This is a genomic window from Gordonia sp. 135 (assembly GCF_009720185.1).
In the GTDB taxonomy this organism is placed as follows: domain Bacteria; phylum Actinomycetota; class Actinomycetes; order Mycobacteriales; family Mycobacteriaceae; genus Gordonia; species Gordonia alkanivorans.
The window spans coordinates 3,127,934-3,154,669 of the sequence record NZ_CP046257.1 but is presented as its reverse complement, the minus strand read 5'-3'; the positions used below and the strand labels follow the sequence as shown (position 1 = coordinate 3,154,669).

Below are 26,736 nucleotides of genomic sequence, written 5' to 3'. Positions count from 1 at the left end.
TCGGGGCGCCCGCCGTGAGCCACCTGTACACCGTCCAGGCATTACCTGTACGGTGTTCAGGAATCCTGGACGGTGTCCAGGCGATCCGGGGGAGAGCAGGAGGAGCGCGCCGTGGACCAGGCCGAGATCAGCCGTGTCGACGCCGAGCACATCTGGCATCCCTACGGGGCGCTGCCCGCGACGACCGAACCCCTGGTGGTCGCGTCGGCGTCGGGGGTTCACCTGGAGCTGGCCGACGGACGATCGGTGGTCGACGGCATGAGTTCGTGGTGGGCCGCGATCCACGGTTACCGGCACCCGCGCCTCGACGCCGCGGCCGCCGTCCAGATGGGGCGCATGTCGCATGTCATGTTCGGTGGCCTCACCCACGAACCCGCCGCGCGGCTCGCGCAACTCCTCGTCGAACTCACCCCCGAACCGTTGCAGAAGGTGTTCTTCTGCGATTCGGGATCGGTCTCGGTCGAGGTCGCGGCGAAGATGGCATTGCAGTACTGGCGGAGCCGCGGGGAGACGCAGCGCACCCGTCTGCTGACCTGGCGCGGTGGCTACCACGGGGACACCTTCACCCCGATGAGCGTCTGCGACCCCGACGGCGGCATGCACGCGATGTGGTCGGCGGTGCTCGCACGGCAGGTCTTCGTCGACGCACCTCCGGCCGACTTCCGACCGGAGTACGTGGCCACCCTGGAGGACGCGGTCCGCGAGCACCGCGACGAGCTCGCCGCCGTCATCGTCGAACCGGTCGTCCAGGGCGCCGGCGGTATGCGCTTCCACGACCCTGCATATCTGTCCGCCCTGCGCGACATCTGCGACCGTCACGGCGTCCTGCTGATCTTCGACGAGATCGCCACCGGCTTCGGCCGGACCGGAACCCTCTTCGCCGCCGACGCCGCGCGGGTCGCCCCCGACATCATGTGTGTCGGCAAGGCGCTCACCGGCGGATACATGACGCTCGCGGCGACACTCTGCACGTCCCATCTCGCCGAGGTCATCAGCGCGGGGGAGGCCGGCGGACTCGCCCACGGCCCGACGTTCATGGCCAACCCGCTCGCCTGCGCGGTGGCCGTCGCCGCGATCGAGCTGCTGCTGGAGACGCCCTGGGCCGAGCGCGTGGCGGAGATCGGTGCGGGCCTCGCCGAGGGGCTGGCGCCGTTGCGGGACCTCGACGGCATTGTCGACGTCCGCGTACACGGTGCGATCGGCGTCGTCGAACTCGACCGTCCCGTCGACATGCCGGCGGCCACCGCGGCCGCGATCGACGCCGGCGCGTGGCTGCGGCCCTTCCGCAACCTCGTCTACACGATGCCGCCGTTCATCTGCACGCCCGAGGACGTCGCGACGATCGTCCGCGGAATCTCCGCAGCCGTGCGTGCCACGCTCGGCGAAACATCCTCTGCATCTTCCGAACTCGTGGGGGCGCGATCATGACGATCACCTCGGGACAGCCGGTGGCCGGCCAGGATGCCACCTCGGGTGAGGTCGGACTCGCCTGGCTCGCCCGTGCCGCACGTGATCGTGCCGAGGCCGGCCTGCATCGCGAGCCGCATGTCCGACGAGTCGGTGCCGACGCCGTCAATCTCGGCTCGAACGACTACCTCGGACTGTCGACGCACCCCGACGTCATCGCCGGTGCGCAGGCCGCGGCCGCGCAGTGGGGTGGCGGGTCGACGGCGTCGAGGCTCGTCGTCGGCACCACCGCGGCCCATGTCGACCTCGAGAACGAACTGGCCGATTTCCTTGGTTTTCCTGCAGCACTAACCTTTTCGTCTGGCTATCTCGCCAACGTCGGTGCGGTGACCGCACTCGCCGGACGCGGCGATTTGATTGTCAGTGACACCGGGTCGCATGCGTCGCTGATCGACGGGTGCCGCCTGTCTCGGGCACGCGTGGTGGTCGTCGACCGCGGCGATCACGAGGCAGTACGGGCCGCGCTTGCCGCGCGCACCGAGGAACGTGCTCTCGTGGTCACCGACTCGGTGTACAGCATCGACGGTGAGCCGGCCCCGGTCGCCGACCTGTACGCCGCGGCCCGCGCGCACGGTGCGGTGCTGCTCGTCGATGAGGCCCACGCCGTCGGCGTTCGCGGTCCCGGTGGACGCGGGCTCGTTGCCGAACAGGGACTTTCCGGTGCGCCGGATCTGGTGGTCACCACGGTCTTGTCCAAGTCCTTCGGGGCGCAGGGTGGGGTGGTCCTCGGACCGGAGATCCTCCGGTCGCACCTGATCGACTGCGCGCGCCCGTTCATCTTCGACACCGGACTGAATCCGGCGGCGGTCGGCGCGGCTCGTGCCGCACTACGAGTACTGCGGGCCTACCCCGCGCTGCCGGACCGGTTGCGGGACAACGCTCGCCACCTGGCGCGCGCTTGCGGCGTCGACGAGCCTGCCGCCGCCGTCATCTCGATCATCGTCGGCGATCCGCAGCGAGCCGTCGACGCGGCCGCGGCCTGCCGTGATCGCGGAGTCCTAGTCGGGTGCTTCCGCCCGCCGTCGGTCCCGCCGGGCACATCCCGCCTGCGGATCACCGTCCGCGCCGACCTCGACGCCGCGACTCTCGACCACGTCGCCGAGGTCGTCGACGCCGCGCTACGTGAGGTGGGTGCCCGATGAACGCACAGCCATCTCCGGCCCGAGGTCGCGTCCTTGCCGTCACCGGTACCTCGACCGACGTCGGCAAGACGGTCGTCACCGCCGCCCTCGCCGCTGCGGGACGCATGGACACCGTCGCCATCTGCAAACCCGTCCAAACCGGCATCGCCCCAACCGAACCCGGCGACCTCGCCGAAGTCGTGCGCCTGGCGGGGGACGTGAGTGCGGTCGAGTCCTATCGCTACCCCGAGCCGCTCGCACCGGACACCGCGGCGCGGCGTGCGGGTATGCCGCTCGCCGATCCGTCGGTGATCGTGCGCGCGGTCGACGACCTCGCGGCCACCCACGACCTCACCCTCGTCGAAGGGGCAGGTGGGGTCCTGGTGCGGCTGGGGGAGTCCGCGACGATCCTCGACATCGCCGCCGAGACCCTCGTGCCCGACACAGGCGACGGCGTCGTCATCGTCGTGGCTCCCGGCCTCGGTGCCCTCAACCACGCCGAGCTGACCGTGAATGCGGTGCGCGCACGGGGACTCCGGCCGGCGGGGCTCGTGATCGGCTGGTGGCCGGAGGAGCCCGACCTCGCCATGCGCTGCAACCGATCCGACCTGCCGCGGATCACCGGTGTCCCGGTGGTGGGTGTGCTGCCCGCCGGGGCTGCCTCCCTCGATCCCGCGGAGTTCCGTCGAACCGCCCCGACGTGGTTCGACCCCCACTGGCTGGCCGGATCACTCACCAGTCGTCCGGCCTCGTTCGCCCACACCCCGTAGCTCGATCCAGCCCGCCCGAACCGATTCCAGTACAAGGAGTTCAGCCCCGTGACACAGGCAACCGTCGACACCGCCCACGACGCACAGACGTCCGACGACATCCTCGCCATCGCCCGCGAACAGGTACTCGAGCGTGGTGAACCGCTCGACCGTGAGCAGGTCCTGGCCGTGCTGCGCCTGGACGACGATCGCCTGACCGAGCTGCTTCAGCTCGCCCACGACGTGCGCATGAAGTGGTGCGGTCCGGAGGTCGAGGTCGAGGGCATCATCTCGTTGAAGACCGGTGGCTGCCCGGAGGACTGTCACTTCTGCTCGCAGTCGGGACTTTTCGCCTCGCCGGTGCGCAGCGCCTGGATCGACATCCCGTCGCTGGTGGAGGCCGCCAAGCAGACCGCCAAGACCGGTGCGACCGAGTTCTGCATCGTCGCCGCCGTCCGTGGCCCCGACGAGCGTCTGCTGAGCCAGGTCGCCGCCGGCATCGAGGCGATCCGCAACGAGGTCGACATCCAGATCGCCTGCAGCCTCGGGATGCTCACCCAGGAGCAGGTCGACCAGCTCCGCGACATGGGTGTGCACCGCTACAACCACAACCTCGAGACCGCGCGCAGTCACTTCCCGAACGTCGTCACGACGCATACGTGGGAGGAGCGTTGGGACACGCTGCGCATGGTGCGCGAAGCGGGCATGGAGGTGTGCTGCGGCGGCATCCTCGGCATGGGGGAGAGCCTCGAGCAGCGCGCCGAGTTCGCCGCCGACCTGGCCGCACTCGAGCCCGACGAGGTACCGCTGAACTTTCTCAACCCCCGCCCGGGTACGCCCTTCGGTGACCTCGAGGTGCTCCCGGCGTCCGAGGCACTCAAGTCGGTGGCCGCCTTCCGCCTCGCCCTGCCGCGCACCATCCTGCGCTTCGCCGGCGGTCGCGAGATCACCCTGGGCGACCTCGGGGCCAAGCAGGGCATCCTCGGCGGCATCAATGCCGTCATCGTCGGCAACTACCTGACGACGCTCGGCCGGCCTGCGGAGGACGACCTCGACCTCCTCAGCGATCTGTCGATGCCGATCAAGTCGCTCAACGACACGATCTGACCTCTCCGCCACTCCCGACATCCCCAGACGATCGGTAGCGTGTTCTCTCATGATCGACACCGTCCCGGGGCCGCTCGCCGAACCGTGCAGGTTCGGCGTGTACACCGGCCTCGAACTGGAACTGCAGGCACCCGACGCCATCCCGCCGGCCGCGCGACTGGGGCTTGAACCGCCGCGTTTCTGCGGACAGTGCGGACGTCGCATGGTCGTGCAGGTCCGTCCCGACGGCTGGAGCGCACGATGCTCCCGCCACGGGACGGTCGACTCGGCCGAACTGGGTCGTCGGTGAGCGGTCCGGTGTCCGGACGGCGTCCCGCCCGGCCGGTCACGACCCTGCTCACCGTGACCGCGGTGGTGATCGTGCTCGGCGGGGTCGCCGGCGGGATCTGGGCGCTGGTTACGCCGCCGACCACCGGCGTCGTCCTGAAGGGTCTGACTCGCGACGGCATCTCGACCGATTTCGACGGTGTCGGTGCCTTCGCGCTGATCATGTTCACCTACGGCGGCATCGCCGCACTGGTCGCGTGGGCTGCGGCGCGGCCGTGGCGAGGCGTCACCGGTTTCCTGGTGCCGGCCGCCGGCACGGTGGCCGGCTCCGCGCTCGGCGCGCAGGTCGGAATGTGGCTGGCGGGCTTCCGGTTCGACGATGACCTCGCCGGACTTCCGCTGGAGTCGGTCTACCGCGTGGTGCCCGAACTCTGGCTCGACGGCGGTACACGCGCCGGACACAGCGCGCCCTGGACGCTGCTCATCTGCGCGCCGTTCGCGTGTGCGCTCGTCTACCTGGTCTGCGTCTTGTCCTCACGTACAGCAGATCTCGGCGTCGGGGATCTCGACGACGAGCACCCCGCCGACGATCCTCCCGGGTCGGCGGTCACATCGGCGGACGCAGCGTCGCGAACTCATCTGTGACGCGTAACTCGTTGTCGGCGAAGGCATAGAGCGCCGGCGGCCGCCCGCCGGACCGGCCCGTCTTGCCGACGGTACCGGTGGACACCACCACGGCGCGTCGGCTCAGGATGCGCAGCAGGTTGGTCGTATCCACCGGGTAACCGAGTGCGGCGCAATAGATCTCCGACAGCTCCGACATCGGGAACTGCTTCGGTGCCAGCGCGAAAGCGATGTTGGTGTAGGAGAGTTTGGCCGCCAGTCGATGCCGGGCGGTGTCGATGATCTCGGCGTGGTCGAAGGCCACCGGCGGCAACGCGTCGACGGCGAACCAGGCCGCCCCCTCGGGCAGGGTCACCGGGCTGTCCGAGCGGACGAGACCCATGTAGGTCGACGCGATCGTGCGGACTCCGGGAACGCGTGCCGGATCGGAGAAGACCGACAGTTGCTCGAGGTGAGCGATGTCGCGGACGTCCATCGTGTCGGCGACGAGGCGTCGCGCGACGACCGACAACGTCTCGTCGCCGGCGACATCGCCGCCCGGCAGTGACCAGCGGCCGGGTTCGGTGGCGGTGCGGGAGAGCAGGACGCAGAGCGCGGCGTGGACGTCGCAGCCGTCCGCGGAAGGCGGGGTGCGGACCTGGAAGACGACGCTGAGGACCTCGACCCGTAGACCGGTCGCGTTGTCCGACGCTTGTGAGCCGTCGGAACTGGAGGGATCGGACCCGGCGGCTGGCATGGCGTCGATTGTATGGCCCCCGACGCCGCGTGATCAGCGAACCTTCGACGTCAACACGCGTGCCGCGCCGTCGGTGACCGCGATGGTGTGTTCGCTGTGCGCACCGCGAGAGCCGTCGAACGATCGGATCGTCCAGCCGTCGGCGTCGAACTTGATGCGGTCGGTGCCGAGCGTGAACCAGGGTTCGAGCGCCAGTGTCAGCCCGGGCCGCAGTTTCATTCCGCGACCGGCCTTGCCGATGTTCGCCACATGCGGGTCCTCGTGCATGGTGCGCCCGAGGCCGTGGCCGCCGAACTCCGTGTTGACGCGGTATCCGTAGGACTTGGCGACGGTTCCGATCGCGGCGGAGATGTCGCCGAGCCGGGCGTCGGGGCGGGCGGCGTCGATGGCCGCCGCCAGGGCCTCCTCGGTCGCCCGGACGAGACGCTGATCCTCCGGGCGGGGTGTGCCGACGATGACGCTGCGGGCGGAATCGGCGACCCAGCCGTCGATCGAGACCGCGATGTCCATGGACAGCAGGTCGCCGTCGGCCAGGACGTAGTCGTGGGGGAGGCCGTGCAGGACCGCATCGTTCACCGACAGGCAGATGACGTTGCGGAAGGGGCCGTGGCCGAACGAGGGCGAGTAGTCCCAGTAGCAGGACTTCGCGCCGCGATCGGCGATGAGGTCGCGGGCGCGCTGCTCGAGGTCGAGGAGATTGACGCCGACGTCGGCCCGTTCCGCGAGGTCGGCGAGCAGGTCCGCGATGAACGCGCCGGTCACCGCCATGGCGTCGACCTCGGACGGTGACTTCAGCTCGACCATTCTCGTTGTCCCTTCGCTGACGATGGCGGTACGCGGTATAGAAATACCGGACTCTCGGTATATGTATACCGCATCGGTTAGGATCGTGGGCATGGTCCGCAACCCGTTGACGCCGGAACAGATCGACGCCGGCCGCCGTCTGGGCGCCCGGCTGCGCGAACTCCGCGGCGCCCGTCCCCTCGGTGAGGTGGCCGTGAGCGCGGGGATCTCCCCGGAGACGCTGCGCAAGATCGAGACGGGCCGCATGCCGACGCCCGCGTTCGCCACCATCGCCGCGCTCGCTCGGTCGCTGAACACCTCGCTCGACGACCTGGCGGCGGTGCATGACGACACCGTCCTCGACGCCGAGGTGGCGCGCGCCGGGTGACGCCGCGTCCGTCGGGCCTCACCTACGCGGAGGTCGGTGCGACCGCCGGAGAGCTGCCGGCGGGTTATCACCATCTGCGGCGATCGCGCGTGATCGGTGCGGGCGAGGGATGTTTCACCACCGCCGCAGACCGAATCCTGAACTGGGACATGCACCGTCGCGCCGGGATCGGCGTCGACGCCTCCACTCCTGCTGCCGAGGTCGGTGCCACGGTGTCGATGCGTCTGGGCGTGGGCCCCGTGCGGATCTCTGCCGCGTGTCGGGTCATCGAGGTGATCGATTCGGGGCCGATCGATTCGGGGGCTGAGCGCGGCTTCGCCTACGGGACCCTGCCCGGTCACCCGGAGATCGGGGAGGAGCGGTTCTGGGTTCAGCGACTCCCGGACGACTCCGTGGTCGCGCACATCGTCGCGTTCTCGAGACCGGGCCGCTGGTTCACGCGACTCGGTGGCCCGATCGGGCGGGTGGCGCAGTCGCGGATCGCCGAGCGGTACCTCGACGCCCTGATGTGCTCCTGACCGGTCGGCCTGCTCTGGCGCGAGGGACGACGGGAATGAACCGGGTGTGGTGAATGTTACGATGCATAGCGTTTTCGACCATGAGTCGAAAACCTGCTTCGGACACACGGCCCGTGCTCCGGGGACACCGATGACCCGGTGGTGGTAGACGCCCGCCGGGACAGCCAGAGGAGTGGCAATGAGCATCACCAGTGATCGCCCGGCGGCCGTGGCCGCCCCCGGGCTCCTCGATGCCGAATGGTTCGACGCACCGGGCGGCTACGCCGGCGTCGAACCGACTCAGGAGTGGGCGGACGAGGTCCGGCGCCTCGCTCGTGCCCGCAATGCGACGCTGCTCGCGCACAACTACCAGCTTCCCGCCATCCAGGACGTCGCCGATCACGTCGGTGACTCCCTTGCCCTGTCGCGCATCGCGGCCGAGGTGGACTCCGACGAGATCATCTTCTGCGGTGTCCACTTCATGGCGGAGACAGCCAAGATCCTCAGCCCTGAGAAGCGGGTACTCATCCCCGACGAGCGTGCCGGCTGCTCGCTGGCCGACTCGATCACCGCCGACGAACTGCGCGCCTGGAAGGCCGAGTTCCCGGAGGCGGTCGTCGTCTCGTATGTGAACACCACCGCCGAGGTGAAGGGTCTGACCGACATCTGCTGCACCTCGTCGAACGCCGTCGACGTCGTCGCCTCGATCGACCCGGACCGCGACGTGCTGTTCCTCCCGGACCAGTTCCTCGGTGCGCACGTCAAGCGGGAGACCGGCCGGGACAACATCCACATCTGGGCGGGCGAGTGCCACGTGCACGCCGGCATCAACGGTGACGAGCTGGCCGACCAGGCCGCGTCGCACCCCGATGCAGACCTGTTCATCCACCCCGAATGCGGCTGCGCCACTTCGGCTCTCTATCTGGCAGGTGAGGGTGCCGTGCCCGAGGATCGCGTGAAGATCCTCTCGACCGGCGGCATGCTCGACGCCGCGCGGGAGACCGGCGCCAAGCAGGTTCTCGTCGCCACCGAGATCGGCATGCTGCACCAGCTCCGCAAGGCCGCACCGGGGGTCGACTTCCAGGCCGTGAACGACCGCGCGTCGTGCCCCTACATGAAGATGATCACCCCTTCCGCACTGCTGCGCTGCCTGCGTGAGGGCCGCGACGAGGTATTCGTCGACGTCGACGTCGCGGAGAAGGCTCGCAAGAGCGTCGAGCGGATGATCGCGATCGGTAACCCGGGGTCGGGCGAGTGACCGGAAGCTCTGCGGTGAGTGAGGGTTTCATCGGTCAGGCTTCGGTCGGCGGTGCACTGGATCTGGTCGTCGACGATGAGATCCGTGCGCTGATCCGAACCGCACTCGACGAGGATCTGCGGTACGGCCCCGACGTCACCACCACGTCGACGGTCCCCGCCGGCGCTGTCGTCGACGCCGCGATCGTCAGCCGTGCACATGGCGTGATCGCCGGTGTGCCGGTGGTGGTCGCGGTGTTCGACGAGGTCATCGGTCCGGGCAACTTCGAGGTGACCGACGCCGTCGCAGACGGCAGCGTCGTCGAACCCGGCGATGTCGTCCTGCGCGTCCACGCTCCGACGGCCGCACTCCTGACGGCCGAACGCACCGCGCTGAACCTGATCTGCCATCTGTCCGGGATCGCGACCGCGACCCGGGCGTGGGTCGACGCGGTCTCCGGCACATCCGCGCAGATTCGTGACTCCCGTAAGACGCTCCCCGGCCTGCGACTGCTGCAGAAGTATGCGGTCCGCGCAGGTGGGGGAGTCAACCACCGCATGGGTCTCGGCGACGCCGCACTGATCAAGGACAACCACGTCGTCGCCGCCGGTTCCGTCGCAGCGGCGCTGGAAGCGGTTCGCGCCGCGGCTCCGGGCCTTCCCGTCGAGGTCGAGGTCGACTCCCTGTCCCAGCTGGACGAGGTCCTGCCGCTCGAGCCGCAGCTCGTGCTGCTCGACAACTTCGAGCCGTGGGAAACCCAGATGGCCGTGCAGCGACGCAACACCAGGTCACCGCAGACCAAGCTGGAGAGCTCCGGTGGTCTGACGCTCGACGTTGCCGAGGACTACGCCCGCACGGGCGTCGACTACCTGGCCGTCGGTGCACTCACCCATTCGGTCACGGTGCTCGACCTCGGGCTGGACATCCCCGCGCCGTAGTCTGACGACGTCAGTCCGCGGCGTCATAGGCCTCACTGAGCCACCGGCGGACCTCCAGGTGGTGCATCCACACGCGCGGTGAGGGGTGCGCGACTTCCTTGAAGCGGGCAGAGTCGATGCGGTGCGGAAGGGCGATCGACAACACCGCTGGTACTTCGGATCGCAGGTACAGGCCGGGACGCCACACGAAGGCGAAACCGGTCCGACGTCGAAAGTTGACTTGGCTCTTCGTAACTCGGACGGTGATGTCGTCTCCCAGTTCATGAATGGCGTCCTCGACCGCACGGTGGATCGACAGGCCCACCGGCGAGCCTGCAAAGAAGTCCTCGACCTTGTGCGGGGTGTCCATGGTCATTCTGGCTCCAGAATCGCACGGAATCCTCGACGACGGTCCACCACCTTCTTCACGACCGCGATTCTCACCGGTGCGGGTAGGCGGCGGCGAGGAGTATCGAGGCGAGGGTGGCTTCGGCGTCGGAGGCGTTGCGGAGGTCGATGATCTGGCGCATCTGGAGGCGTGGGGTATCGCCGGACTCCGGTTCGGGTCCGTGGATCTCGTTGCGTACCTGTTTGAGTTGTTCGTTGAATCGGCGGGGGATGTCAGGTCGGCGGTTGATGCGTTCGGGGTTGGGTGGTGCGCCGGGTTCGGCGTTCAACCGCCAGGCGCAGCGGCCTTCGTCGGGGCCTTCACGGACCATGCGGGTGGTGTAGCCGCCGGGTTCATTGCTGACCATGCGATTGTGTTTCGGGCACGCCGGTGCGAGGTCGGTGATGTCGGTGAGTCCACCGAGACCCCAATCCAGTTGCGCGTGGTGCATTTCCACGTGCGCGGCGGATATGCCGCAGTCGGGGGTGGAACAGACCTCGCCGTCGGGTCGGGCGAAGGACACGAGACGTTGTTCACGGGTGGCCAACCTCTTGCCGCGTCCGAAGTAGAGCGGGATTGCGGTGGCGTCTTTGAACACCGCCAGCCAGGGCTGGGTGTCGGCGGCCATGTTGACGAGGTCGGTGATCGGGATCAGGGTGCCGGTCGCGGTGGTGGCGAACCCGGCTTCGCGTCGTAGGTCGTTGAGATCGGCTTTGATGATCAGCTGGATGGGTAACCCGCGGTGGCTCTTACCCAGGAGTCCGTCGTCGAACACGGCTTTCAGGAGTGCGTTGAGGGCGTCGTGGTTGAGCTGGGCGGGGGTGCGGTCGTCGCGTGCGGCTGCGGCTTCGACCGCCTCGGGGTCGGCGTCCTCGATGGAACCGTGGGGGGAGTCGGGGTCGTCGGGGTTGTTCATGCCGGGTTTGGCCCAGACGGCGAGCAGCATGGTGATGCGGGCGAGGAGTTCGGGGGTGAGGTTGGCGGTCATCTTGGCGGTGCCGTCGGCGCGTTGCCGGTTGACCGACAGATTGCGGCGACGTTTGCGGTCGGTGTCGTCGGTCAGTGTGCCGTCTGGGTCGAGGTGGGCCAGCAGTCGTGCACCGAGGGCGGTGATGTCGGCGGGGGTGTGGTCGACGGCGATCTCGGCCATCTGTCGTTCGGCGGCGACCTTCACGTCGTGGTCGGTGGCGTGTGGGATCTGGTCGAGGACGTCGAGTACTGCCCGGACGTGGGAGGTGCTGACCTTGCCGTCGGCCAATGCCTCTGCCAGAGCGGGGCGTTCGGGTTCGAGTGGTTCGCCGGTCGGGCTGAGGTGGGTGGCGGTCGCGTGGCGTTGTTTGGTGCGGCGCATGGGGTCGGCCACACGTAGGCGGTGGGTCATGAACTGGGTGATGCTGCGGTGGCCGGTCTTGTGGGGTAGGTCGCGGTCGGCGATCTCGATGATCTGTCGGTCGCCGGCGAAAGTGAGTCGGGCGATGGCGCGTTCGGTTCCGGCGGCGACGTCGATGAGTTCGGCATCGGAGCACTGTGTCAGATCGACGGCCTGGAGTTCGGTGGTGAGCCGGTGCAGTTCCTGCACGAGCTCGGAGGCGCGGGCCGACGGAGTGCCGTCGGTGGTCGAGATTTCGGTCAAGACGGTCACCCCCCGATGCCGTGTGCGAATGTATATTCGACTGTACCCGGAATCATGCTGCGGTGCAACGCTTATCGAAAGCAGGTAGATGGCCCACGTTTGTCGGAGGTGTGTGCTATCGGGTCTCCCTCGGCGGGCTGGGTATCGGCGAACCTCGCAACGAAAATTGGCTCTTACGGTATACGGGTAGGGGGTATATAGTCGGTCGCATGAGTGCTACAGCGACCCATCCCGCGCACGACACGGGTACGCACGAAGGTCACCAGCACGCTGGTGGCGAACACGGCGGTCACGCCGACCACGTCGGCCGGTTCCGCCGACTGTTCTGGATCATGGTGGTACTGGCCATCCCGACGGTGGCGTTCAACGAGATGTTCGCCCACCTGATCGGATACTCGCTGCCTCACCACGGGTGGGTCTTGTGGATCTCGCCGGTACTTGGCACGGTCATCTACTTCTGGGGCGGCCGGCCGTTCCTCGCCGGTGCGGTCGGGGAGATCCGGTCCCGCCGGCCGGGGATGATGCTGCTCATCGGGTTGGCCATCACTGTCGCATTCGTGGCGTCGTGGGGCGCGAGTCTGGGGTTGTTGTCCGGTGAGCTGAACTTCTGGTGGGAGCTGGCGCTCCTTGTCGCGATCATGCTCCTGGGACATTGGGTCGAGATGCGTGCGCTGGCCCAGACGACATCGGCCATCGACTCGCTGGCGGCCTTGCTGCCCGATGAGGCGGAGAAGGTCGACGGCGCCGGAACGGTCACCGTCGCCGTCTCCGAGCTGGAGGTGGGCGACGTAGTACTGGTTCGGCCGGGTGCATCGATCCCGGCCGACGGTGACGTCGTCGACGGTACGGCGGATGTGGACGAGTCGATGATCACCGGTGAGTCGCGCCCGGTACGACGATCGGTCGGGGATCGCGTGATCGCCGGGACCGTCGCCACCGATTCCGCGGTTCGTGTCCGGGTCACCGCGATCGGTGATGACACCGCGCTGGCCGGGATCGAACGGCTCGTCGCCCGAGCGCAGGCGTCGACGTCGCGTGCCCAACGTCTTGCCGACCGCGCCGCCGGGTGGCTCTTCTGGTTTGCCCTCGCCGCGGCAGCTGTCACGGCAGTCGTCTGGACCTCGGTGGGAATGCCTGACTCCGCGGTGGTCCGGGTGATCACTGTCCTCGTCATCGCCTGCCCGCACGCTCTCGGTCTTGCCATCCCGTTGGTGGTTTCGATCGCGACGGAGCGCGCGGCGCGAGGGGGAGTGCTGATCTCCGACCGGCTCGCCCTCGAGACCATGCGGTCGGTCGACGCCGTCCTCTTCGACAAGACCGGGACGCTGACCCGTGGAGCTCCGACGGTCCGTTCCGTCGAACCAGCGGGCGGCCGCACGGCGGACGAGGTCCTGGTGCTGGCCGCGTCGGCCGAGGCGGACAGCGAGCATCCACTCGCCGTCGCAATAGTCGAGGCCGCCCGGGGGCGGGGACTGGAGGTGCCGGCGGCGCAGGACTTCACCTCCTCACCGGCGGTGGGTGTCTCGGCGAGAGTGGACGGAGTGCACATTGCGGTGGGCGGGCCGAGGTTGCTCGACAGCCAGGGTGTTGCAGAGCTGTCGATCGCGGGCACCTGGCGCGATGAGGGCGCGATCATCCTGCACGTCGTCGCCGACGGTGAGGTCGTCGGAGCGCTGGCGTTGACCGATGAGGTGCGACCGGAGTCGCGCGAAGCGATCGACGGCCTTCGGCGCCGTGGGGTCGAAGCGGTGATGGTCACCGGAGACGCGCGAGCGGTGGCCGAGGATGTGGCTCGCGAGCTGCGGATCGACCGCGTCTACGCAGGTGTCCGGCCAGAGGACAAGGCCGACAAGGTGGCCGAGCTGCAGCGCGAGGGTAAGCGGGTCGCGATGGTCGGTGACGGGGTGAATGATGCGCCGGCGCTCGCGCAGGCGGACGTCGGGATCGCCATCGGCGCCGGTACCGACGTCGCCATCGCCTCCGCGGGCGTGATCCTGGCGTCCTCGGACCCGCGGTCGGTGCTCTCGGTGATCGAGTTGTCGCGGGCGAGCTACCGGAAGATGGTGCAGAACCTGTGGTGGGCGGCCGGGTACAACCTGATCTCCGTTCCACTCGCGGCCGGTGTGTTGGCGCCGATCGGATTCGTGTTGCCGATGAGCGTCGGCGCGATCCTGATGTCGGTGTCGACGGTGGTCGTCGCGCTCAACGCCCAGTTACTCCGTCGGCTCGATCTGTCCCCCGATCGGCAAGCGTCACGGTGACTGCGATCGGGTGACCTGACGCCTGGTCTGCCCGAGGGCTCGGACCCGCTGTCTCCCGGCGGTTCCGGGCCGTCGCCGTGTCTGCGGAGGGCCTCTCAAGGTTCGTGATCGAGAACGGCTACGTCACGCTGGTGATCTCACTCACACAGGATCATTTGTCCAGCATGGCCCTACCTGCGATGTTATCTGAAATACACTGCACCACAACATGTTTCAGTTTCCTATATGAAACAGGGTTCTACGGGTCTTGAAAGTATTCTCTGGGATTCTTTGAAATCGTCCCGTAATAGTCGAATTTTCATATCTACTGCTAAGTAACAACAATGTGAAAAGGGGGGTCGAAAGACCCTCTCCGTCCGCACCTGTTGTTCCGTCTCCCCAACGATGTGAAGATTTGTGACATCCCCTCATGAAATACTCTTCCTCTGCGCGTAAGCCCCGACACGCGTGCGACAGAACCGGCAAAGCGTCTCAGTTCGTCGGTTTTCGATCTGCTCGTCAATGGGCAATTGGTCTGGGTGGAATAGCGCTCACTGCGAGTGTCGCGGCAACCGCATTCGGAGGGGCTGGTGCCGGCGTCGCCGCTCCGCCTCCGACGGTTTCGACCTTCAATCTCTTCATTCCCGGGACCTGGGAAACGGATGCGGCCGCTGACCCGACCCACGCCACCGGAGCGCTGGCGGGGGTGGCCGACTCGATCTCGCGGACGCATGGCGACTCGGCGACCATCTACTTCCTGCCTTACATGGCGCGGGCCTTCGACAACGGGCGGACGTACGGGGACAGCAAGGCCACCGCGATCGCGAACGCGTCGAAGGTCCTCGCCGACCGGGCGGAAGAGTAACGGAACCGCTGGTCAGAAGACCGTCGGCCCGAAGCCGCGCGGCATCGGGATCGCCGACCCGCGACCCGAGGGGATGGGGAAGCTGTCCGGGAAGGTCACGAGCATCTGTGCACCCTCCGACCTCTACTGCTCCATCGACAAGCGGCGCCATCCCGTCCTGGGCAAGATCGGCACCGTCCTCAGTGAGGGGCGGAGGAGGTGGCGGACGCCGTCGAGACCGCCATCGACGTCGTCGGCGCGATCGCCAGGATCGACTATGCCGGTCTGGGTGCGGACATCGGTCGATTGCCGCAGCTCATCGGGGTGGGAGACCTTCGCTCCGCCCATAAGGTCGCGGGGCGTGTGAACACGCAGTTGCGCCCATTCGTGAAGCTCGCGGACACGGTGGACTACGCGAAGACCGCCCGCATCCTCGACCTCATCCCGGATCAGACGGGTCTCGCCAAGGTCGGCGCCTCGATCTGCCGCGTACTCGATCGGGTGGACATCGAACGTAGCGCGGACCTGGTCGGGGAGGTTCAGGAGCTGACCTGGACGGCGGCAGGATCGGTGGGGGCACGAGTCGGTGCGGCATCGATCCCGGACACCGAGGTCTCGGCCGAGGAGGTTCTGGAGCTGGGGAAAGAACTCGCCTCGCTGGTCGCGGACACGACCGTCGATGCCTCTGACGACGAGGACGCGGGCGAGGGGAAGAACTCCGGGGTGTTGTCCGAACTGATCTCGCCCGAGTTCAGGGAGCTCGGCAAGGAGCTGGCCAGGATCGTCACGAAGCAGGCCATCACCGACCCGGCGTCGCTGATCCGCGACGCCGTCACGGCGAAGGACTTCTACTCCGGGAGCTCGCACACCGACTACGCGAAGCTCGTCGTGGATGAAGTGGGTCGGAGTGCGATCGCGTGGCTGGGCGTCTGGCTGGCAGACACCATCAACAAGGCCGGCTCGAAGGTGGAAGGTGACCCGGACTAGGCCGCTGCCGACGTGTGCCAATAACTGTTGTCGAATACCAATGACCATTGTCGTAAATTTCGGGACATTAACGATCTTGGTCGAATGTCCATTTGGATCTGTAGTTCAAACGGCCGACAGATACGACACGGATGTAATCAGAATTCTGGAACAAATGACCTAGAGGTGGTGAGTCACTTCACACGGCTAATCTCGAAAAACAGGTAACAAAAAATCCGAAACAATCTAAATTACTCGTGAGTAGCAATGAGCTACGCCCCCGCAGAATGATGGACGGAAGATGACCAACAACCAGACCCCCACCAGCGCCCCCCTGACCGACGAAGAGCGCAACCGCAAGAGCCGCAAGCGCAAGGCCATCCTCGCCTCCGGTGCAGTCCTCGGCGTTGGCGCTGTGGTCACCCTCGCCGCGTGGAACGACACCGTGTTCGGTTCCGGAACATTCGGTATCGGCGAGAGCGCTTGGAACGTGCAGGCCAGTACCGTGTCGGATACGGAGGGGTTCGCGGAGTATGCGGACAGCGCCGCCCCCGGCGTCATCTCGTTCCCAGTGGTCGCGGGTGTGAACCCGGTCAACCTGATGCCCGGGCAGACCACCAAGGGCAGCTTCTGGCTCAAAGAGACCAAGGGCAAGATGGACGCCGACATCACCATCCAGGCTCCTGCGAACGCGACCAACACTCTTGCCCAGGCGCTCTACGTGACCATCAAGGACGGGTCCACCACCCTGGTGAACAACCAGCAGCTGAGTAGCAGCGGCGTCGCAACGACATTCCGGGTCACCAAGAACACGGCCAAGAAGATCGACTTCGAGGTGACGTTGCCGGCCAGCGCCAATCCCAACAACATCCTCGACACGAGTGTCACCCCGCGCTGGGAGATGAGGGCACAGAGCGTCGACAACCCGTGAGTCGTCCTCGATCCGGCGGCAAAGCCTCCTTCCCATCCCCGGGCGCCGCCGGATCGAGGGTTCACGCGACCCGCAGAGTTGTGCTGCCTGCCAACCGAATCCGCACCCCTAGACCTCAGAGAGACGGCGCGATGACGACGACCTCGAGTCCCTGCACCGACCGACCCGACGCGAATGGGTCCGGCATTCGGGATTCGTGGACGGTGACCGCACCGATGAGCGTCGTGGCACCTGCCCCGCGGGTGGTCTGGACGTCGGCTCCGGCGGGCCACGTTCCGGCGTCGGAGGCCCCGACCCTGCCGATTCCGATCGTGCCGTCACCGCCGGCTGTGGACTCGGCTACTGCCGAACCGGCGCCCGTCGAATCGCACGTGGCGACGCCGGCGACGCGGTCGCTGGGCAGTCGGCTCGTCGACTGGGGGCTGAACATCCTCGCAGTGTTCGGCGTGATGTGTATTGCGCTGACAGTCCTCGCCTTCGTGGGCAACTACACGATCATCATGTTCAAGACAGGTTCGATGGATCCCACCATCCCGCAAGGATCCATCGCTGTCGTGCACGAGATCCCTGCGACCGAGGTGAAGGTCGGAGATGTCATCACCGTCGACCGTGGGATCGGTCTGAAGCCGATCACTCATCGGGCGATCGCGGTGAAGCAACTCGGCGGCGGCGAGGCCCTCATCGAGATGCAGGGCGATGCCAATCCGAACCCCGACCCGGAGCCCTACCGCGTGAGCCAGGTGCGCAAAGTCGTCTGGCATGCACCGGGTCTCGCAAAGCAGATCGTCTGGTTGTCGAATCCGTACGTTCTCGGGGCCATCACCCTCGGTGCGGCACTCCTCGTCCTCTGGGCGTTCTGGCCGAAGTCGACGACCGGTCGCCGCCGGGACGAGCACAACGAACCCTCTCGTTCTTGAACCCAGTTCCTCCGCAACTCATAGAGATACACGGCAAGCATGAACCTCACCAAGCGCAGCAAGATCCTGATCGCCGTCATCGGCATGATTGCGGTACTCGGCGTGGTCGCGCAGGCGACCGGCGTGCTCGCGGCGTGGAATGACAAGGTCTGGGGGAGTTCCACATTCCGTCTCGCTCCGGCCACTGACGGGTACGCCCGTTCGATCACCGCGCACACAAAGAACCAGCGGTTGATCAGCGGTGACACATGGGACGCCACGACTGCCACGCATACGTTTGCCAACCCGGGGACCACGGTGACCCCCGGTGCAACCACCTTCACCTCCAGGTACAGCGGGAGTGGCTTCTTCGGTGTGGGCATGGTCGCTGCGCGAGGGCGGTCGGAGGCGACGCTGACCCGCACCGCCGGCAACATTTCGGCATCCGCGACCTCAACGGCGCGGGACCTGAGGGCGTCCCCCACGCCGAACTGGTTGAATCCGTTCAGCTCGACCGTGTCGGTCCTGGACACGAAGGAGAACATCTACACGGCTGCGGTCAACTGCACTTCATCGAACTACGGCGAAACGGTCACACCCACGGCCACAGCTCCGACCGGCGGTGACATCTATATCGGCATCGGCTCAAACAACAATTACGCAATGCCCCCGCCGAACGGGTCGAGGTCCTTCACCGACAACGCGGTGGGGTACCGGGTAGAGGGGACGTTCCGCAGCATCGTTGCCACTACCGCGAAGACCGCTCTGTCGACGCTGATCCTGGACCTCGATATCCAGAACCTCTTGTGGCCGCACTCGACCGTCTGGACCGTCAGTATCCAGTTCGTCCGCGCCGAATGTGGTATCGGGGTTGCGCTTCCGGATGCAGGATCTTCTGTCCAGGCTGCGGGCGCGGCACGGATGGCGGCACGCCTCGCGCCGTCCTCGGAGAGCGCCACGCCGTCGGAGTCCGCGGAGAGTTCGGCCGCCGAGAGCTCCGAGAGTTCGGAATCGGAGTCCTCGAGCTCCGAGAGTTCCGAGAACTCCGAGAGTTCCGAGTCCGAGAGCTCCTCGTCCGGAAGCTCTTCCGAGAGCGAAGCCGCCGAAACCCCGGCGCTGAAGCAAGGTCCGACGACCCCGACCGACGTCGACGTCGGGGAGCAGTTCCCGGTGATCGCCACCGATGGCACCGACCTCGGTACGGCGACGATCCAGAAGGTCGGGTCCACCGCTCCCTCGGACGGTGCACGGGCGACAGTTGCGGTGAAGATGGCGGTGACCACGTCGGACACCGGGGGTGACGGCCGGTTGTCGTCGATCGCCTGGGATGACTTCGCCCCGATGGTCGGGGGAGTGCAACAGGCGTCAGGGCAGGCGACAACCGAGGGAGCGCAATTGCCGGATCAGCTGGCGCCGGGGCAGACCTACACCGGTTGGGTGGCGTTCACCGCGCCGAGCGCCGCCGGTAAGGCGATGTGGAAGCCCGCGGGCACAGCCGGATTCACGTTCGTCCTGCCGGACCCGGAGGTGCTGGTGACCTCGACGACGACGTCCGCACCCGCACCCGTCGCGAACGCGCCGGAGACCAGCGAACCGGAAGCGGCCCCGACCGACGACGCGCCCGCGGACGAGGCGCCTGCAGTCGAGGCCGAGGACTCCGACCCGGTGCCCACTCCCGAGAAGAAGAGCCGGTCGCGATCGAGTTCGGACGAGTCCTCGGCGGACTCCTCCGCGGACGACGAGTAACCGGTCTCTCGTCGTCAGGAGTCCTGCGTCAACCCGGCGAGAACGCTTGCGAGATAGTCGTCTTCGGCCTCGTTGCCGGGCAGCTCGAGCGCGCGACGGTAGGCGGCCGCTGCGCCGTCGTGATCGTCGAGTTCCGCGAGTGTCAGTGCCCGCGCCACATGGAACGGGCGATACCGGTCGAGCGAGGGGTTCGACGCCAACCGGTTGAGCATCTCGATCCCGCGTGACGGTCCGAACGCCCGTCCGACGGAGACGGCCCGGCCGATCCGCACGACCGGGCCGGGATCGTGCGCTTCCAACAGGCGGTAGAGAACCGCGATCTGCGCCCAGTCGGTGTCATCGGCGGTCCGCGCCTCCGCATGAACCGCGGCGATCGCTGCCTGGATCGTGTAGGCACCCGCGTCACGTTGTGCAGCAGCGGATTCGGCGAGTGCGGTGCCCTCTCTCACCATTGCCGTGACCCAGAGGGTCCGGTCCTGGTCGGACAGTGGGATCGGCCGGCCGTCGGGGTCCACCCGTGCGGGCCGCCGAGATTCGGTGAGCAACAGCAGAGCGAGCAGCCCGGCGGTCTCGGCGCAGGGGAGCAGGACATACAGAGTCCGCGCCAGCGCGATGGCCTCGGCGGTGATGTCGTCGCGGATGTGTGAGCTACCCGTCGACCGTGCGTAACCCTCCGAATACACCAGGTACACAACACGTAGGACGCCCCCGAGGCGGTCCGGTAGGTCGTCGGCACGCGGCGGATGGAACGGCACGCCGAGTGCCTTGATCCGCTTCTTCGCGCGCACGAGTCGCTGCTGTGCGGTCGGAACCGGGATCAGGAGTGCGTGCGCGACCTCGGGTGTGGTCAGCCCGGCGACGAACCGCAACATGAGCGCGATCCGGTCCTCGATCCGCAGAACCGGGTGGGTGCACGCGAAGTACATGCCGAGGCGTTCGTCGGGCAATGCCGGATGCGTGATGTCGGCGGGGTCGCCGAAGTCCGCCGGAACGGGCGCGCGGTCCGAATCGGTCTGCAGCTGCCCGAGTTTCCCGGCGAGGACGTTCTCCCGCCGCAGTTCGTCGAGCACCCGACGTTTCGCGGTCGTCGTGAGCCACGCCTCTGGTGACTCGGGGCCACCTGTCTGCGGCCAGGTGACCAGGGCCTGCGCCAGAGCGTCCTGCAGGGCGTCCTCGGCGCGATCGAGATCACCGAATCGTCTGGTGAGGGTGGCGATGACACGAGTGCGGATGCCGCGATCGATCGTGGCAACCGCTCGACGGGCCACGAGAGGCGCGCCCGCCGAGCGGTCCGGTGTTCCGGTCACGGCTCAGTACGGCGCGAGCGGCCGGATCTCCACGTGCCCACCCGGTGCCGAACCGGGACTACGGCGAGCCCACTCGATCGCCTCGTCGATGTCGGCGACGTCGATGACGTAGACGCCGCCGACGAACTCGCGAACCTCGGCGAACGGACCCGACGACGCCACGACGCGCTCGCCCGTGCCATTCGTGTGCACGACGGCGCGTTCGTCCTCGAGAGCGAAAGAGCTGACCACGACGCCGGCTTCGGTGATCTCCTGGTCGAACGCGAAGAACTCCTCGGGCGTCGCTCCGCCTTCTTCGCCGCATGCCGGGTCGTCGACGTGTCCCATGAGCAGCAGTGCGTATTTCATCGTTCCTCCAGTCATCTGCCGCCGGACCGGAGTGGTCCGACACCATGGTGACGTACGGGCGGACGCGATATCGACAGCCGCCGGAACTTCTCGTCGGAAACGAAAAATGGGAGGCCCGAAACTCGGACCTCCCACTCATCGGGGTGGATGACGGGACTCGAACCCGCGACAGCCAGGATCACAACCTGGTGCTCTACCAACTGAACTACATCCACCATCGGCATCCGACACCCGGGCTTTCGCGCCTGGTCTCAGAGCCAAGAACACTCTAGCGGGTAGATGCCGCAGAACTCCAATCGATTATCTGACCTGCGTTTTCAGGCGGGCCCGAGATCCTTGACGATGTTCGCGAGCGCATCGACGTCGGGGCCGGGAGCCGGCACGAAGGCGGCTGCACGGTAATAACGGAGCTCGCGGATCGATTCACGGATGTCGGCGAGGGCACGATGGGCGAGGCCCTTGTCGGGCTGGCCGAAGTACACCTTCGGGAACCAGCGGCGGCACAGTTCCTTGATCGAACTGACGTCGACCATCCGATAGTGCAGGTAGGCGTCGAGTTCGGGCATGTCGCGGGCGATGAAGCCGCGGTCGGTGGCGATCGAGTTGCCGGCCAGCGGGACGGCACCGGGCGACGTCACGTGCTTGCGGATGTAGTCGAGCACCATCTTCTCGGCCTCGGCGAGGGTGACGGTGGACGCGCGTACCTCTTCGGTGAGACCGGAATCGGCATGCATCTTGGTCACGACGTCGGGCATCGACGCGAGAGCCGCGTCGTCGGCGTGGATGACGACGTCGACGCCGTCACCCAGGATGTTGAGGTCACCGTCGGTGACCAGGGCCGCGATCTCGATCAACTTGTCCGACTCGAGTCGGAGGCCGGTCATCTCGCAATCGATCCACACCAGTTTGTCCTGCACCCGACAACCTTAGCCAACCGTCACGACGAGCCCGCGTCAGACGGAGAACAGGGGCACCTCGCGGGCTATTGTGTCCCTCGTGACCGAAGCCCTCAGCCCTGCTCAGACCATCGCCGCCGGCTACGCCTTCACCTCCACCTCGCTCGAACTGGGGACGGTGTCGGTGGACGGTCAGGTCGACGCGACCGCCTCGGTGCGCATCCCGCTCGCGATGATGAATCGGCACGGCCTCGTCGCCGGTGCCACGGGCACCGGCAAGACCAAGACCCTGCAATTGCTGGCCGAACAGCTCTCCGCCAATGGTGTGCCGGTGGTGATGGCCGACATCAAGGGAGACCTGTCGGGGCTGAGCCGCGAGGGCGTCAGCAACGACAAGATCGTCGAACGCGCACAGCAGACCGGCGATTCCTGGCAGCCCGCCTCTCATCCCGTCGAGTTCGTCTCGCTCGGTGACACCGGCATCGGCGTGCCCATCCGCGCCACCATCACATCCTTCGGCCCGATCCTGCTCTCCAAGGTGTTGGGCCTCAACGACACCCAGGAATCGACCCTCGGACTGATCTTCCACTGGGCGGACAAAAAGGGTCTGCCGCTGCTCGACCTGAAGGACTTACGGTCGGTGATCGCCTTCCTCACCGGCGACGAGGGCAAGGAAGAGCTCAAGAACATCGGCGGGGTCTCGCGCCAGACCGCGGGCGTGATCCTGCGTTCCCTGACCAATCTCGAGGCCGACGGCGGCGACACGTTCTTCGGTGAGCCCGAGGTCGAGCCCGCCGACCTCATCCGCCTCGCCGCCGACGGTCGCGGCATCATCACGCTCTTCGAGCTCGGCGCCCAGGCCGCCCGGCCTGCTCTGTTCTCCACTTTCCTGATGTGGATTCTGGCCGACCTCTTCGAGTTCCTGCCCGAGGTCGGCGATGTCGACAAGCCGAAGCTGGTCTTCATCTTCGACGAGTCGCATCTGCTGTTCGACGACGCGTCGAAGGCGTTCATCGACCAGGTCGTGCAGACGGTCAAGCTGATCCGCTCGAAGGGTGTGGGCGTCTTCTTCTGCTCGCAGCTGCCCACCGACATCCCCAACGAGGTGCTGTCGCAGCTCGGCGCCCGCATCCAGCATGCGTTGCGTGCCTTCACACCTGACGATCAGAAGGCGCTGAAGAAGACGGTCAAGACGTACCCGGTGTCGGAGATCTACAAGCTCGAGCAGGTCCTCACCTCGCTGGGCACCGGTGAGGCCGTGGTGACGGTGCTGTCGGAGAAGGGTGCGCCGACCCCGGTCGCCTGGACGGTCGTGCGTCCGCCGCGTTCGTCGATGGATGTCATCGGGGCGGAGGCGATCACCGCCGCCGCCGAGGCGAGTCCGCTGTATGCGAAGTACGGGCAGTCGATCGACCGCGAGTCGGCCTACGAGATGCTCGCCGCCAACATGCTGTCGCCCGGCGAATCCGCCGACGCGCCCGCACCGGCTCCGGTTCCCGTCCCGGCTCCGAAACGTAGTCCGGCACCGAAGCCCGTCCCCGAGGAGCCGGGCATCATCACCGAGGTGCTGACCAGCAAGCCGGTGCAGAGCTTCCTGCGGTCGGCGGCCAGCGCCGCGGGACGCGAGTTCAGTCGCGCGATCTTCGGTACGGGGCGGCGTCGGAAGCGGTGAGAAGTGTTCGGCGCCGGGCTACTCGGCGCTGAACTTTCGGTAGAACCCGCCGACGATCGGCGCGACGACGGCGCGCGGGGTGTACCCGCCGGCCACCGACATGGCCTTGGACAGGGTTCCGGGGACGACACGCATCTTGTTGTGCGCCAGGGCATCCAGACTCATCTCGGCGACCTTCGCGGATGAATGCCAGAGGAAGTCGGGGACGACCTTGTCCACGATCGACGCCTCGTCGGGCGACGGTGTGTGGGTGCGGACCGGGCCGGGAGCCAGAAGTGTGACGTGGACGCCCTGTGCCGAGACCTCACCGCGCAGCGATTCGCTGAACGTGTTGACGAAGGCCTTCGACGCGGCATAGGTGGCGTTGTTCGGGATCGGCATGTTGCCGGCTGCCGACCCCACCATGAGGATGCCGCCGGAACCGCGCTTCACCATCTGGGGGAGCACAGCGAGGGTCAGGTCGTGAACGGCGTTGACGTTCAGGAGGACCTGGGACTTCTCGTAGTCGGCGTCGAGTTCGGCGACGGGGCCGAAGGTGGCGATGCCGGCGTTGTTACAGAGGATCGAGATCTCGCGTCCGGCGAACTCGGCGGCAAGGACCTCGACCTTGGTCGGGTCGGACAGGTCGACCGCGCGGACCTCGACCGCGACCCGATGGGCGGCCCGCAGTTCGCCGGCGAGCTCTTCGAGGAGCTCACCGCGACGGGCGACGAGGACGACCGAGTGGCCACGGGCGGCCAGCGCCCGGGCGAGCTCGCGACCGATACCGGAGGAGGCCCCGGTGACGACGGCGCGGGCGTTTTCTGAAGGCGGCGGTACCGGCATGGGAGCAATCGTAGCGGCCGCTGCGGCCCGGCCCGAGAAGAGCCGGAGCGCAGCGACAGCTGGGTCGAGAGGTCAGTCGATACCGGCGGCGACCTCGGTGCCCTGCCGGATCGCGCGCTTGGCGTCGAGTTCGCCCGCGTAGTCGGCGCCACCGATCACGTGGGTGGTGACACCGGCGAGGGTCAGCGGATCGATGAGATCGCGTACCGATTCCTGGCCCGCGCAGATGACCACGTTGTCGACCTCGAGGACCCGGGTCTCCGTCACGTTGCCCTCGTCGTCGCGGAAGCTGAGGTGCAGACCCTGGTCGTCGATCTTGTCGTAGGTCGCGCCACTGATCTGCTCGACGCCCTTCATCTTCATCGTGGCGCGGTGCACCCAGCCGGTCGTCTTGCCGAGCGACTTGCCCTGCTTACCGGACTTGCGCTGCACCATGTAGACCTGACGCACCGGCGGCAGGGGGCGGGGCTTGGTGACGAAACCGGGCTTCTCCGGATCGTCGGTGACGCCCCACTCCTGTTCCCATTCCTTCAGATTCAGCGTCGGCGACTCGTCGGTGGTGAGAAACTCGCTGATGTCGAAGCCGATACCTCCGGCACCGATGACGGCGACCCGCTTGCCGATCTCGCGATGACCGAGGACGGCGTCGGCGTACGACATCGCCATCGGGTGGTCGACGCCGGGGAAGCTCGGGATGCGCGGCACGACACCGGTGGCGACGATGACGTCGTCGAACTTCTCTGCGATGAGCGTGTCGGCGTCGACCCGGGTGTTGAGTCGGACGTCGACGCCGAGGACCTCGAGCTTGCGGGTGAAGTAGCGGATCGTCTCGTTGAACTCCTCCTTGCCCGGGATGCGGGCGGCGATGGAGAACTGGCCGCCGATGGACTTGCCACCTTCGAACAGCGTCACCTTGTGGCCGCGTTCGGCACTCGAGACGGCAGCCGACAGGCCGGCCGGACCGGCACCGACGACGGCGACCCGCTTGGCCTTGCGCGTCGGGCTGAGGATCAGCGTGGTCTCGCGTCCCGCACGCGGGTTCACCAGGCACGACACCTTCTTACCGACGAAGGCGTGGTCGAGGCAGGCCTGGTTGCAGCCGATGCAGGTGTTGATCTCGTCGGCGCGACCCGCGCGGGCCTTGTTGGCCAGGTGGGGATCGGCGAGGAACGGACGGGCCATCTGGATGGCGTCGACGCGGCCGTTGGTGAGGATCTCCTCGGCGAACTCCGCGGTGTTGATGCGGTTGGCGGCGATCAGCGGGATCGACACCTCGTCGCGGAGACGCTCGGTGAACTTCACGAAGGCGCCGCGGGGGACCGAGGTCACGATCGTGGGGACCTGGGCCTCGTGCCAGCCGATGTCGGTGTTGATCGCATCGACGCCGTGCTCCTCGGCCTTGCGTGCCATCAGGGCGATCTCGTCCCAGGTCTGGCCCTTGCGGATCAGGTCGGCGACGGACTGACGCAGGATGATCGGAAAGTCGCGGGGAACCTGACGGCGGATCTCCTTGATGACCTCGACGAGGAAACGCTGCCGGTTCTCGGTGTTGCCGCCCCACTTGTCGGTGCGGTCATTGGTGTGCGGGCACAGGAACTGGTTGATCAGATACCCCTCGCCGCCCATGATCTCGATGGCGTCGTACCCGGCCTTGCGTGCCAGCTTCGCCGACTGGCCGAAGGTCTTGATGACGTGCCAGATGATCGGCTCGGTCATCCGCAGGTGCTTGAACGGATGGATCGGCGACGGATCCTTGCCCGGAGCGACCTTGAACGGGGTGTACCCGTAACGGCCGGCGTGGATGAGCTGCATGGCGATCTTGCCGCCCTCGTCGTGCACGGCCTTGGTGACGCGCTGATGTCGCTTCCAGTCGAGGGCGTTGGTCATCTTGCCGCCGGCGAAGGCGAGCAGGCCGGTGCGGCTGGTGCCGAAACCGCCCGTGATGATCAGTCCCGCACCGCCTTTCGCGCGCTCGGCGAAGTACGCGGCGAGCTTGTCGGTGTCCCAGAGGCGATCCTCGAGACCTGTGTGCATCGACCCCATCACCAGACGGTTCTCGATGGTCATGCCGCCGATCTGCAGCGGCGTGAACAGGTGCGGGTAATGCGGGTTGGGTTGTGCCGTGTGGGCTGACATGGCGCGACCTTTCAT

At 67.2% G+C, this 26,736-nt stretch carries 27 protein-coding genes and 1 tRNA gene; 17 read left to right on the top strand and 11 right to left on the bottom strand.

What is annotated here, in order from left to right:
- Window positions 1-111: 111 nt before the first annotated feature.
- Genes GKZ92_RS14270 through GKZ92_RS14245 form a run of 6 tightly spaced genes read left to right on the top strand, consistent with a single transcriptional unit; the run spans window position 112 to window position 5,356 of the window.
- Window positions 112-1,428, top strand: a complete 1,317-nt coding sequence (locus GKZ92_RS14270; RefSeq protein WP_155225720.1) for an adenosylmethionine--8-amino-7-oxononanoate transaminase — start codon at window positions 112-114, stop codon at window positions 1,426-1,428.
- Window positions 1,425-2,609, top strand: coding sequence for an 8-amino-7-oxononanoate synthase (locus GKZ92_RS14265; RefSeq protein ID WP_155225368.1), 1,185 nt, complete (start codon window positions 1,425-1,427; stop codon window positions 2,607-2,609). The genes GKZ92_RS14270 and GKZ92_RS14265 overlap by 4 nt, the downstream gene beginning before the upstream one ends.
- Window positions 2,606-3,358, top strand: a complete 753-nt coding sequence (gene bioD / locus GKZ92_RS14260; RefSeq protein WP_155225367.1) for a dethiobiotin synthase — start codon at window positions 2,606-2,608, stop codon at window positions 3,356-3,358. The genes GKZ92_RS14265 and bioD overlap by 4 nt, the downstream gene beginning before the upstream one ends.
- Before the next feature lie 48 nt (window positions 3,359-3,406).
- The gene (gene bioB / locus GKZ92_RS14255; RefSeq protein ID WP_035752615.1) at window positions 3,407-4,444 is read left to right on the top strand and encodes a biotin synthase BioB; all 1,038 of its coding nucleotides are present in this window, start codon (window positions 3,407-3,409) and stop codon (window positions 4,442-4,444) included.
- 49 nt (window positions 4,445-4,493) lie between these two features.
- Window positions 4,494-4,733, top strand: coding sequence for a biotin synthase auxiliary protein BsaP (gene bsaP, locus GKZ92_RS14250; RefSeq protein WP_005198868.1), 240 nt, complete (start codon window positions 4,494-4,496; stop codon window positions 4,731-4,733).
- Entirely contained in the window at window positions 4,730-5,356 is a 627-nt protein-coding gene (locus GKZ92_RS14245) for a DUF2567 domain-containing protein (RefSeq protein ID WP_155225366.1), read from the top strand. Before bsaP ends, GKZ92_RS14245 begins: the two co-directional genes overlap by 4 nt.
- Here GKZ92_RS14245 and GKZ92_RS14240 read toward each other — a convergent pair.
- Together GKZ92_RS14240 and map are read right to left on the bottom strand one after the other, a co-directional pair.
- Window positions 5,319-6,071, bottom strand: coding sequence for an NUDIX hydrolase (locus GKZ92_RS14240; protein ID WP_006359642.1), 753 nt, complete (start codon window positions 6,069-6,071; stop codon window positions 5,319-5,321). The two genes, GKZ92_RS14245 and GKZ92_RS14240, sit on opposite strands and share 38 nt — an antisense overlap.
- Before the next feature lie 33 nt (window positions 6,072-6,104).
- Window positions 6,105-6,875, bottom strand: a complete 771-nt coding sequence (map, locus tag GKZ92_RS14235) for a type I methionyl aminopeptidase (RefSeq protein ID WP_035752613.1) — start codon at window positions 6,873-6,875, stop codon at window positions 6,105-6,107.
- A gap of 91 nt (window positions 6,876-6,966) precedes the next feature.
- On the opposite strand from map, the gene GKZ92_RS14230 reads away from it, so the two are divergent.
- The 4 genes from GKZ92_RS14230 to nadC all read left to right on the top strand — a co-directional run bounded on the left by GKZ92_RS14230 (window position 6,967) and on the right by nadC (window position 9,914).
- The gene (locus GKZ92_RS14230) at window positions 6,967-7,242 is read left to right on the top strand and encodes a helix-turn-helix domain-containing protein (protein ID WP_040004234.1); all 276 of its coding nucleotides are present in this window, start codon (window positions 6,967-6,969) and stop codon (window positions 7,240-7,242) included.
- Window positions 7,239-7,760, top strand: coding sequence for a DUF1990 family protein (locus GKZ92_RS14225; RefSeq protein ID WP_155225365.1), 522 nt, complete (start codon window positions 7,239-7,241; stop codon window positions 7,758-7,760). The genes GKZ92_RS14230 and GKZ92_RS14225 overlap by 4 nt, the downstream gene beginning before the upstream one ends.
- Before the next feature lie 178 nt (window positions 7,761-7,938).
- Window positions 7,939-8,997: a quinolinate synthase NadA gene (gene nadA / locus GKZ92_RS14220; protein WP_006359638.1), complete on the top strand. Its 1,059-nt coding sequence runs from the start codon at window positions 7,939-7,941 to the stop codon at window positions 8,995-8,997.
- A gap of 14 nt (window positions 8,998-9,011) precedes the next feature.
- Window positions 9,012-9,914, top strand: coding sequence for a carboxylating nicotinate-nucleotide diphosphorylase (nadC, locus tag GKZ92_RS14215; RefSeq protein ID WP_155225719.1), 903 nt, complete (start codon window positions 9,012-9,014; stop codon window positions 9,912-9,914).
- A gap of 10 nt (window positions 9,915-9,924) precedes the next feature.
- Here the strand turns inward: nadC and GKZ92_RS14210 are convergent, their stop codons facing one another.
- The gene (locus GKZ92_RS14210) at window positions 9,925-10,269 is read right to left on the bottom strand and encodes a DUF5655 domain-containing protein (RefSeq protein ID WP_155225364.1); all 345 of its coding nucleotides are present in this window, start codon (window positions 10,267-10,269) and stop codon (window positions 9,925-9,927) included.
- 64 nt (window positions 10,270-10,333) lie between these two features.
- Entirely contained in the window at window positions 10,334-11,914 is a 1,581-nt protein-coding gene (locus GKZ92_RS14205; RefSeq protein ID WP_442903307.1) for a DUF222 domain-containing protein, read from the bottom strand.
- Window positions 11,915-12,123: 209 nt separating this feature from the next.
- On the opposite strand from GKZ92_RS14205, the gene GKZ92_RS14200 reads away from it, so the two are divergent.
- From GKZ92_RS14200 to GKZ92_RS14190, 4 genes are all read left to right on the top strand, one after another.
- On the top strand, window positions 12,124-14,175 hold the full coding sequence (locus GKZ92_RS14200) for a heavy metal translocating P-type ATPase (RefSeq protein WP_230461806.1): 2,052 nt from the start codon (window positions 12,124-12,126) through the stop codon (window positions 14,173-14,175).
- 685 nt (window positions 14,176-14,860) lie between these two features.
- On the top strand, window positions 14,861-15,019 hold the full coding sequence (locus GKZ92_RS23765; protein WP_230461805.1) for a hypothetical protein: 159 nt from the start codon (window positions 14,861-14,863) through the stop codon (window positions 15,017-15,019).
- A 198-nt stretch (window positions 15,020-15,217) separates the two neighbouring features.
- Entirely contained in the window at window positions 15,218-15,985 is a 768-nt protein-coding gene (locus GKZ92_RS23760) for a hypothetical protein (protein WP_230461804.1), read from the top strand.
- A 280-nt stretch (window positions 15,986-16,265) separates the two neighbouring features.
- Window positions 16,266-16,895, top strand: a complete 630-nt coding sequence (locus tag GKZ92_RS14190; protein WP_006360065.1) for a SipW-dependent-type signal peptide-containing protein — start codon at window positions 16,266-16,268, stop codon at window positions 16,893-16,895.
- Between the two features lie 115 nt (window positions 16,896-17,010).
- Here GKZ92_RS14190 and GKZ92_RS23755 read toward each other — a convergent pair whose 3' ends face one another.
- Complete coding sequence (locus GKZ92_RS23755; protein WP_230461803.1) at window positions 17,011-17,325, bottom strand: hypothetical protein; 315 nt, start codon at window positions 17,323-17,325, stop codon at window positions 17,011-17,013.
- Window positions 17,326-17,344: 19 nt separating this feature from the next.
- Here GKZ92_RS23755 and GKZ92_RS14185 point away from each other — a divergent pair, with 19 nt between their 5' ends.
- The gene (locus GKZ92_RS14185; RefSeq protein WP_230461802.1) at window positions 17,345-17,812 is read left to right on the top strand and encodes a signal peptidase I; all 468 of its coding nucleotides are present in this window, start codon (window positions 17,345-17,347) and stop codon (window positions 17,810-17,812) included.
- 39 nt (window positions 17,813-17,851) lie between these two features.
- Window positions 17,852-19,537: a hypothetical protein gene (locus tag GKZ92_RS14180; RefSeq protein ID WP_155225362.1), complete on the top strand. Its 1,686-nt coding sequence runs from the start codon at window positions 17,852-17,854 to the stop codon at window positions 19,535-19,537.
- A gap of 14 nt (window positions 19,538-19,551) precedes the next feature.
- Here GKZ92_RS14180 and GKZ92_RS14175 read toward each other — a convergent pair whose 3' ends face one another.
- From GKZ92_RS14175 to orn, 4 genes are all read right to left on the bottom strand, one after another.
- Window positions 19,552-20,844, bottom strand: a complete 1,293-nt coding sequence (locus tag GKZ92_RS14175; protein ID WP_155225361.1) for an RNA polymerase sigma factor — start codon at window positions 20,842-20,844, stop codon at window positions 19,552-19,554.
- A gap of 3 nt (window positions 20,845-20,847) precedes the next feature.
- Window positions 20,848-21,192 (bottom strand): YciI family protein, encoded by a 345-nt coding sequence (locus GKZ92_RS14170; RefSeq protein WP_006360061.1) that lies wholly within the window; start codon window positions 21,190-21,192, stop codon window positions 20,848-20,850.
- A 142-nt stretch (window positions 21,193-21,334) separates the two neighbouring features.
- Window positions 21,335-21,407 (bottom strand) — tRNA-His (locus GKZ92_RS14165).
- Between the two features lie 102 nt (window positions 21,408-21,509).
- Window positions 21,510-22,109 carry an oligoribonuclease gene (gene orn / locus GKZ92_RS14160; RefSeq protein WP_006360060.1) on the bottom strand — a complete coding sequence of 200 codons (600 nt, stop codon included), beginning with the start codon at window positions 22,107-22,109 and terminating at the stop codon, window positions 21,510-21,512.
- 70 nt (window positions 22,110-22,179) lie between these two features.
- On the opposite strand from orn, the gene GKZ92_RS14155 reads away from it, so the two are divergent.
- Window positions 22,180-23,760 (top strand): helicase HerA-like domain-containing protein, encoded by a 1,581-nt coding sequence (locus tag GKZ92_RS14155; RefSeq protein ID WP_196222007.1) that lies wholly within the window; start codon window positions 22,180-22,182, stop codon window positions 23,758-23,760.
- An 18-nt stretch (window positions 23,761-23,778) separates the two neighbouring features.
- Here the strand turns inward: GKZ92_RS14155 and cmrA are convergent, their stop codons facing one another.
- Window positions 23,779-24,585 (bottom strand): mycolate reductase, encoded by an 807-nt coding sequence (gene cmrA / locus GKZ92_RS14150; RefSeq protein ID WP_006360058.1) that lies wholly within the window; start codon window positions 24,583-24,585, stop codon window positions 23,779-23,781.
- A gap of 72 nt (window positions 24,586-24,657) precedes the next feature.
- Window positions 24,658-26,721, bottom strand: coding sequence for an NADPH-dependent 2,4-dienoyl-CoA reductase (locus tag GKZ92_RS14145; protein WP_035754063.1), 2,064 nt, complete (start codon window positions 26,719-26,721; stop codon window positions 24,658-24,660).
- Window positions 26,722-26,736: the final 15 nt, after the last annotated feature.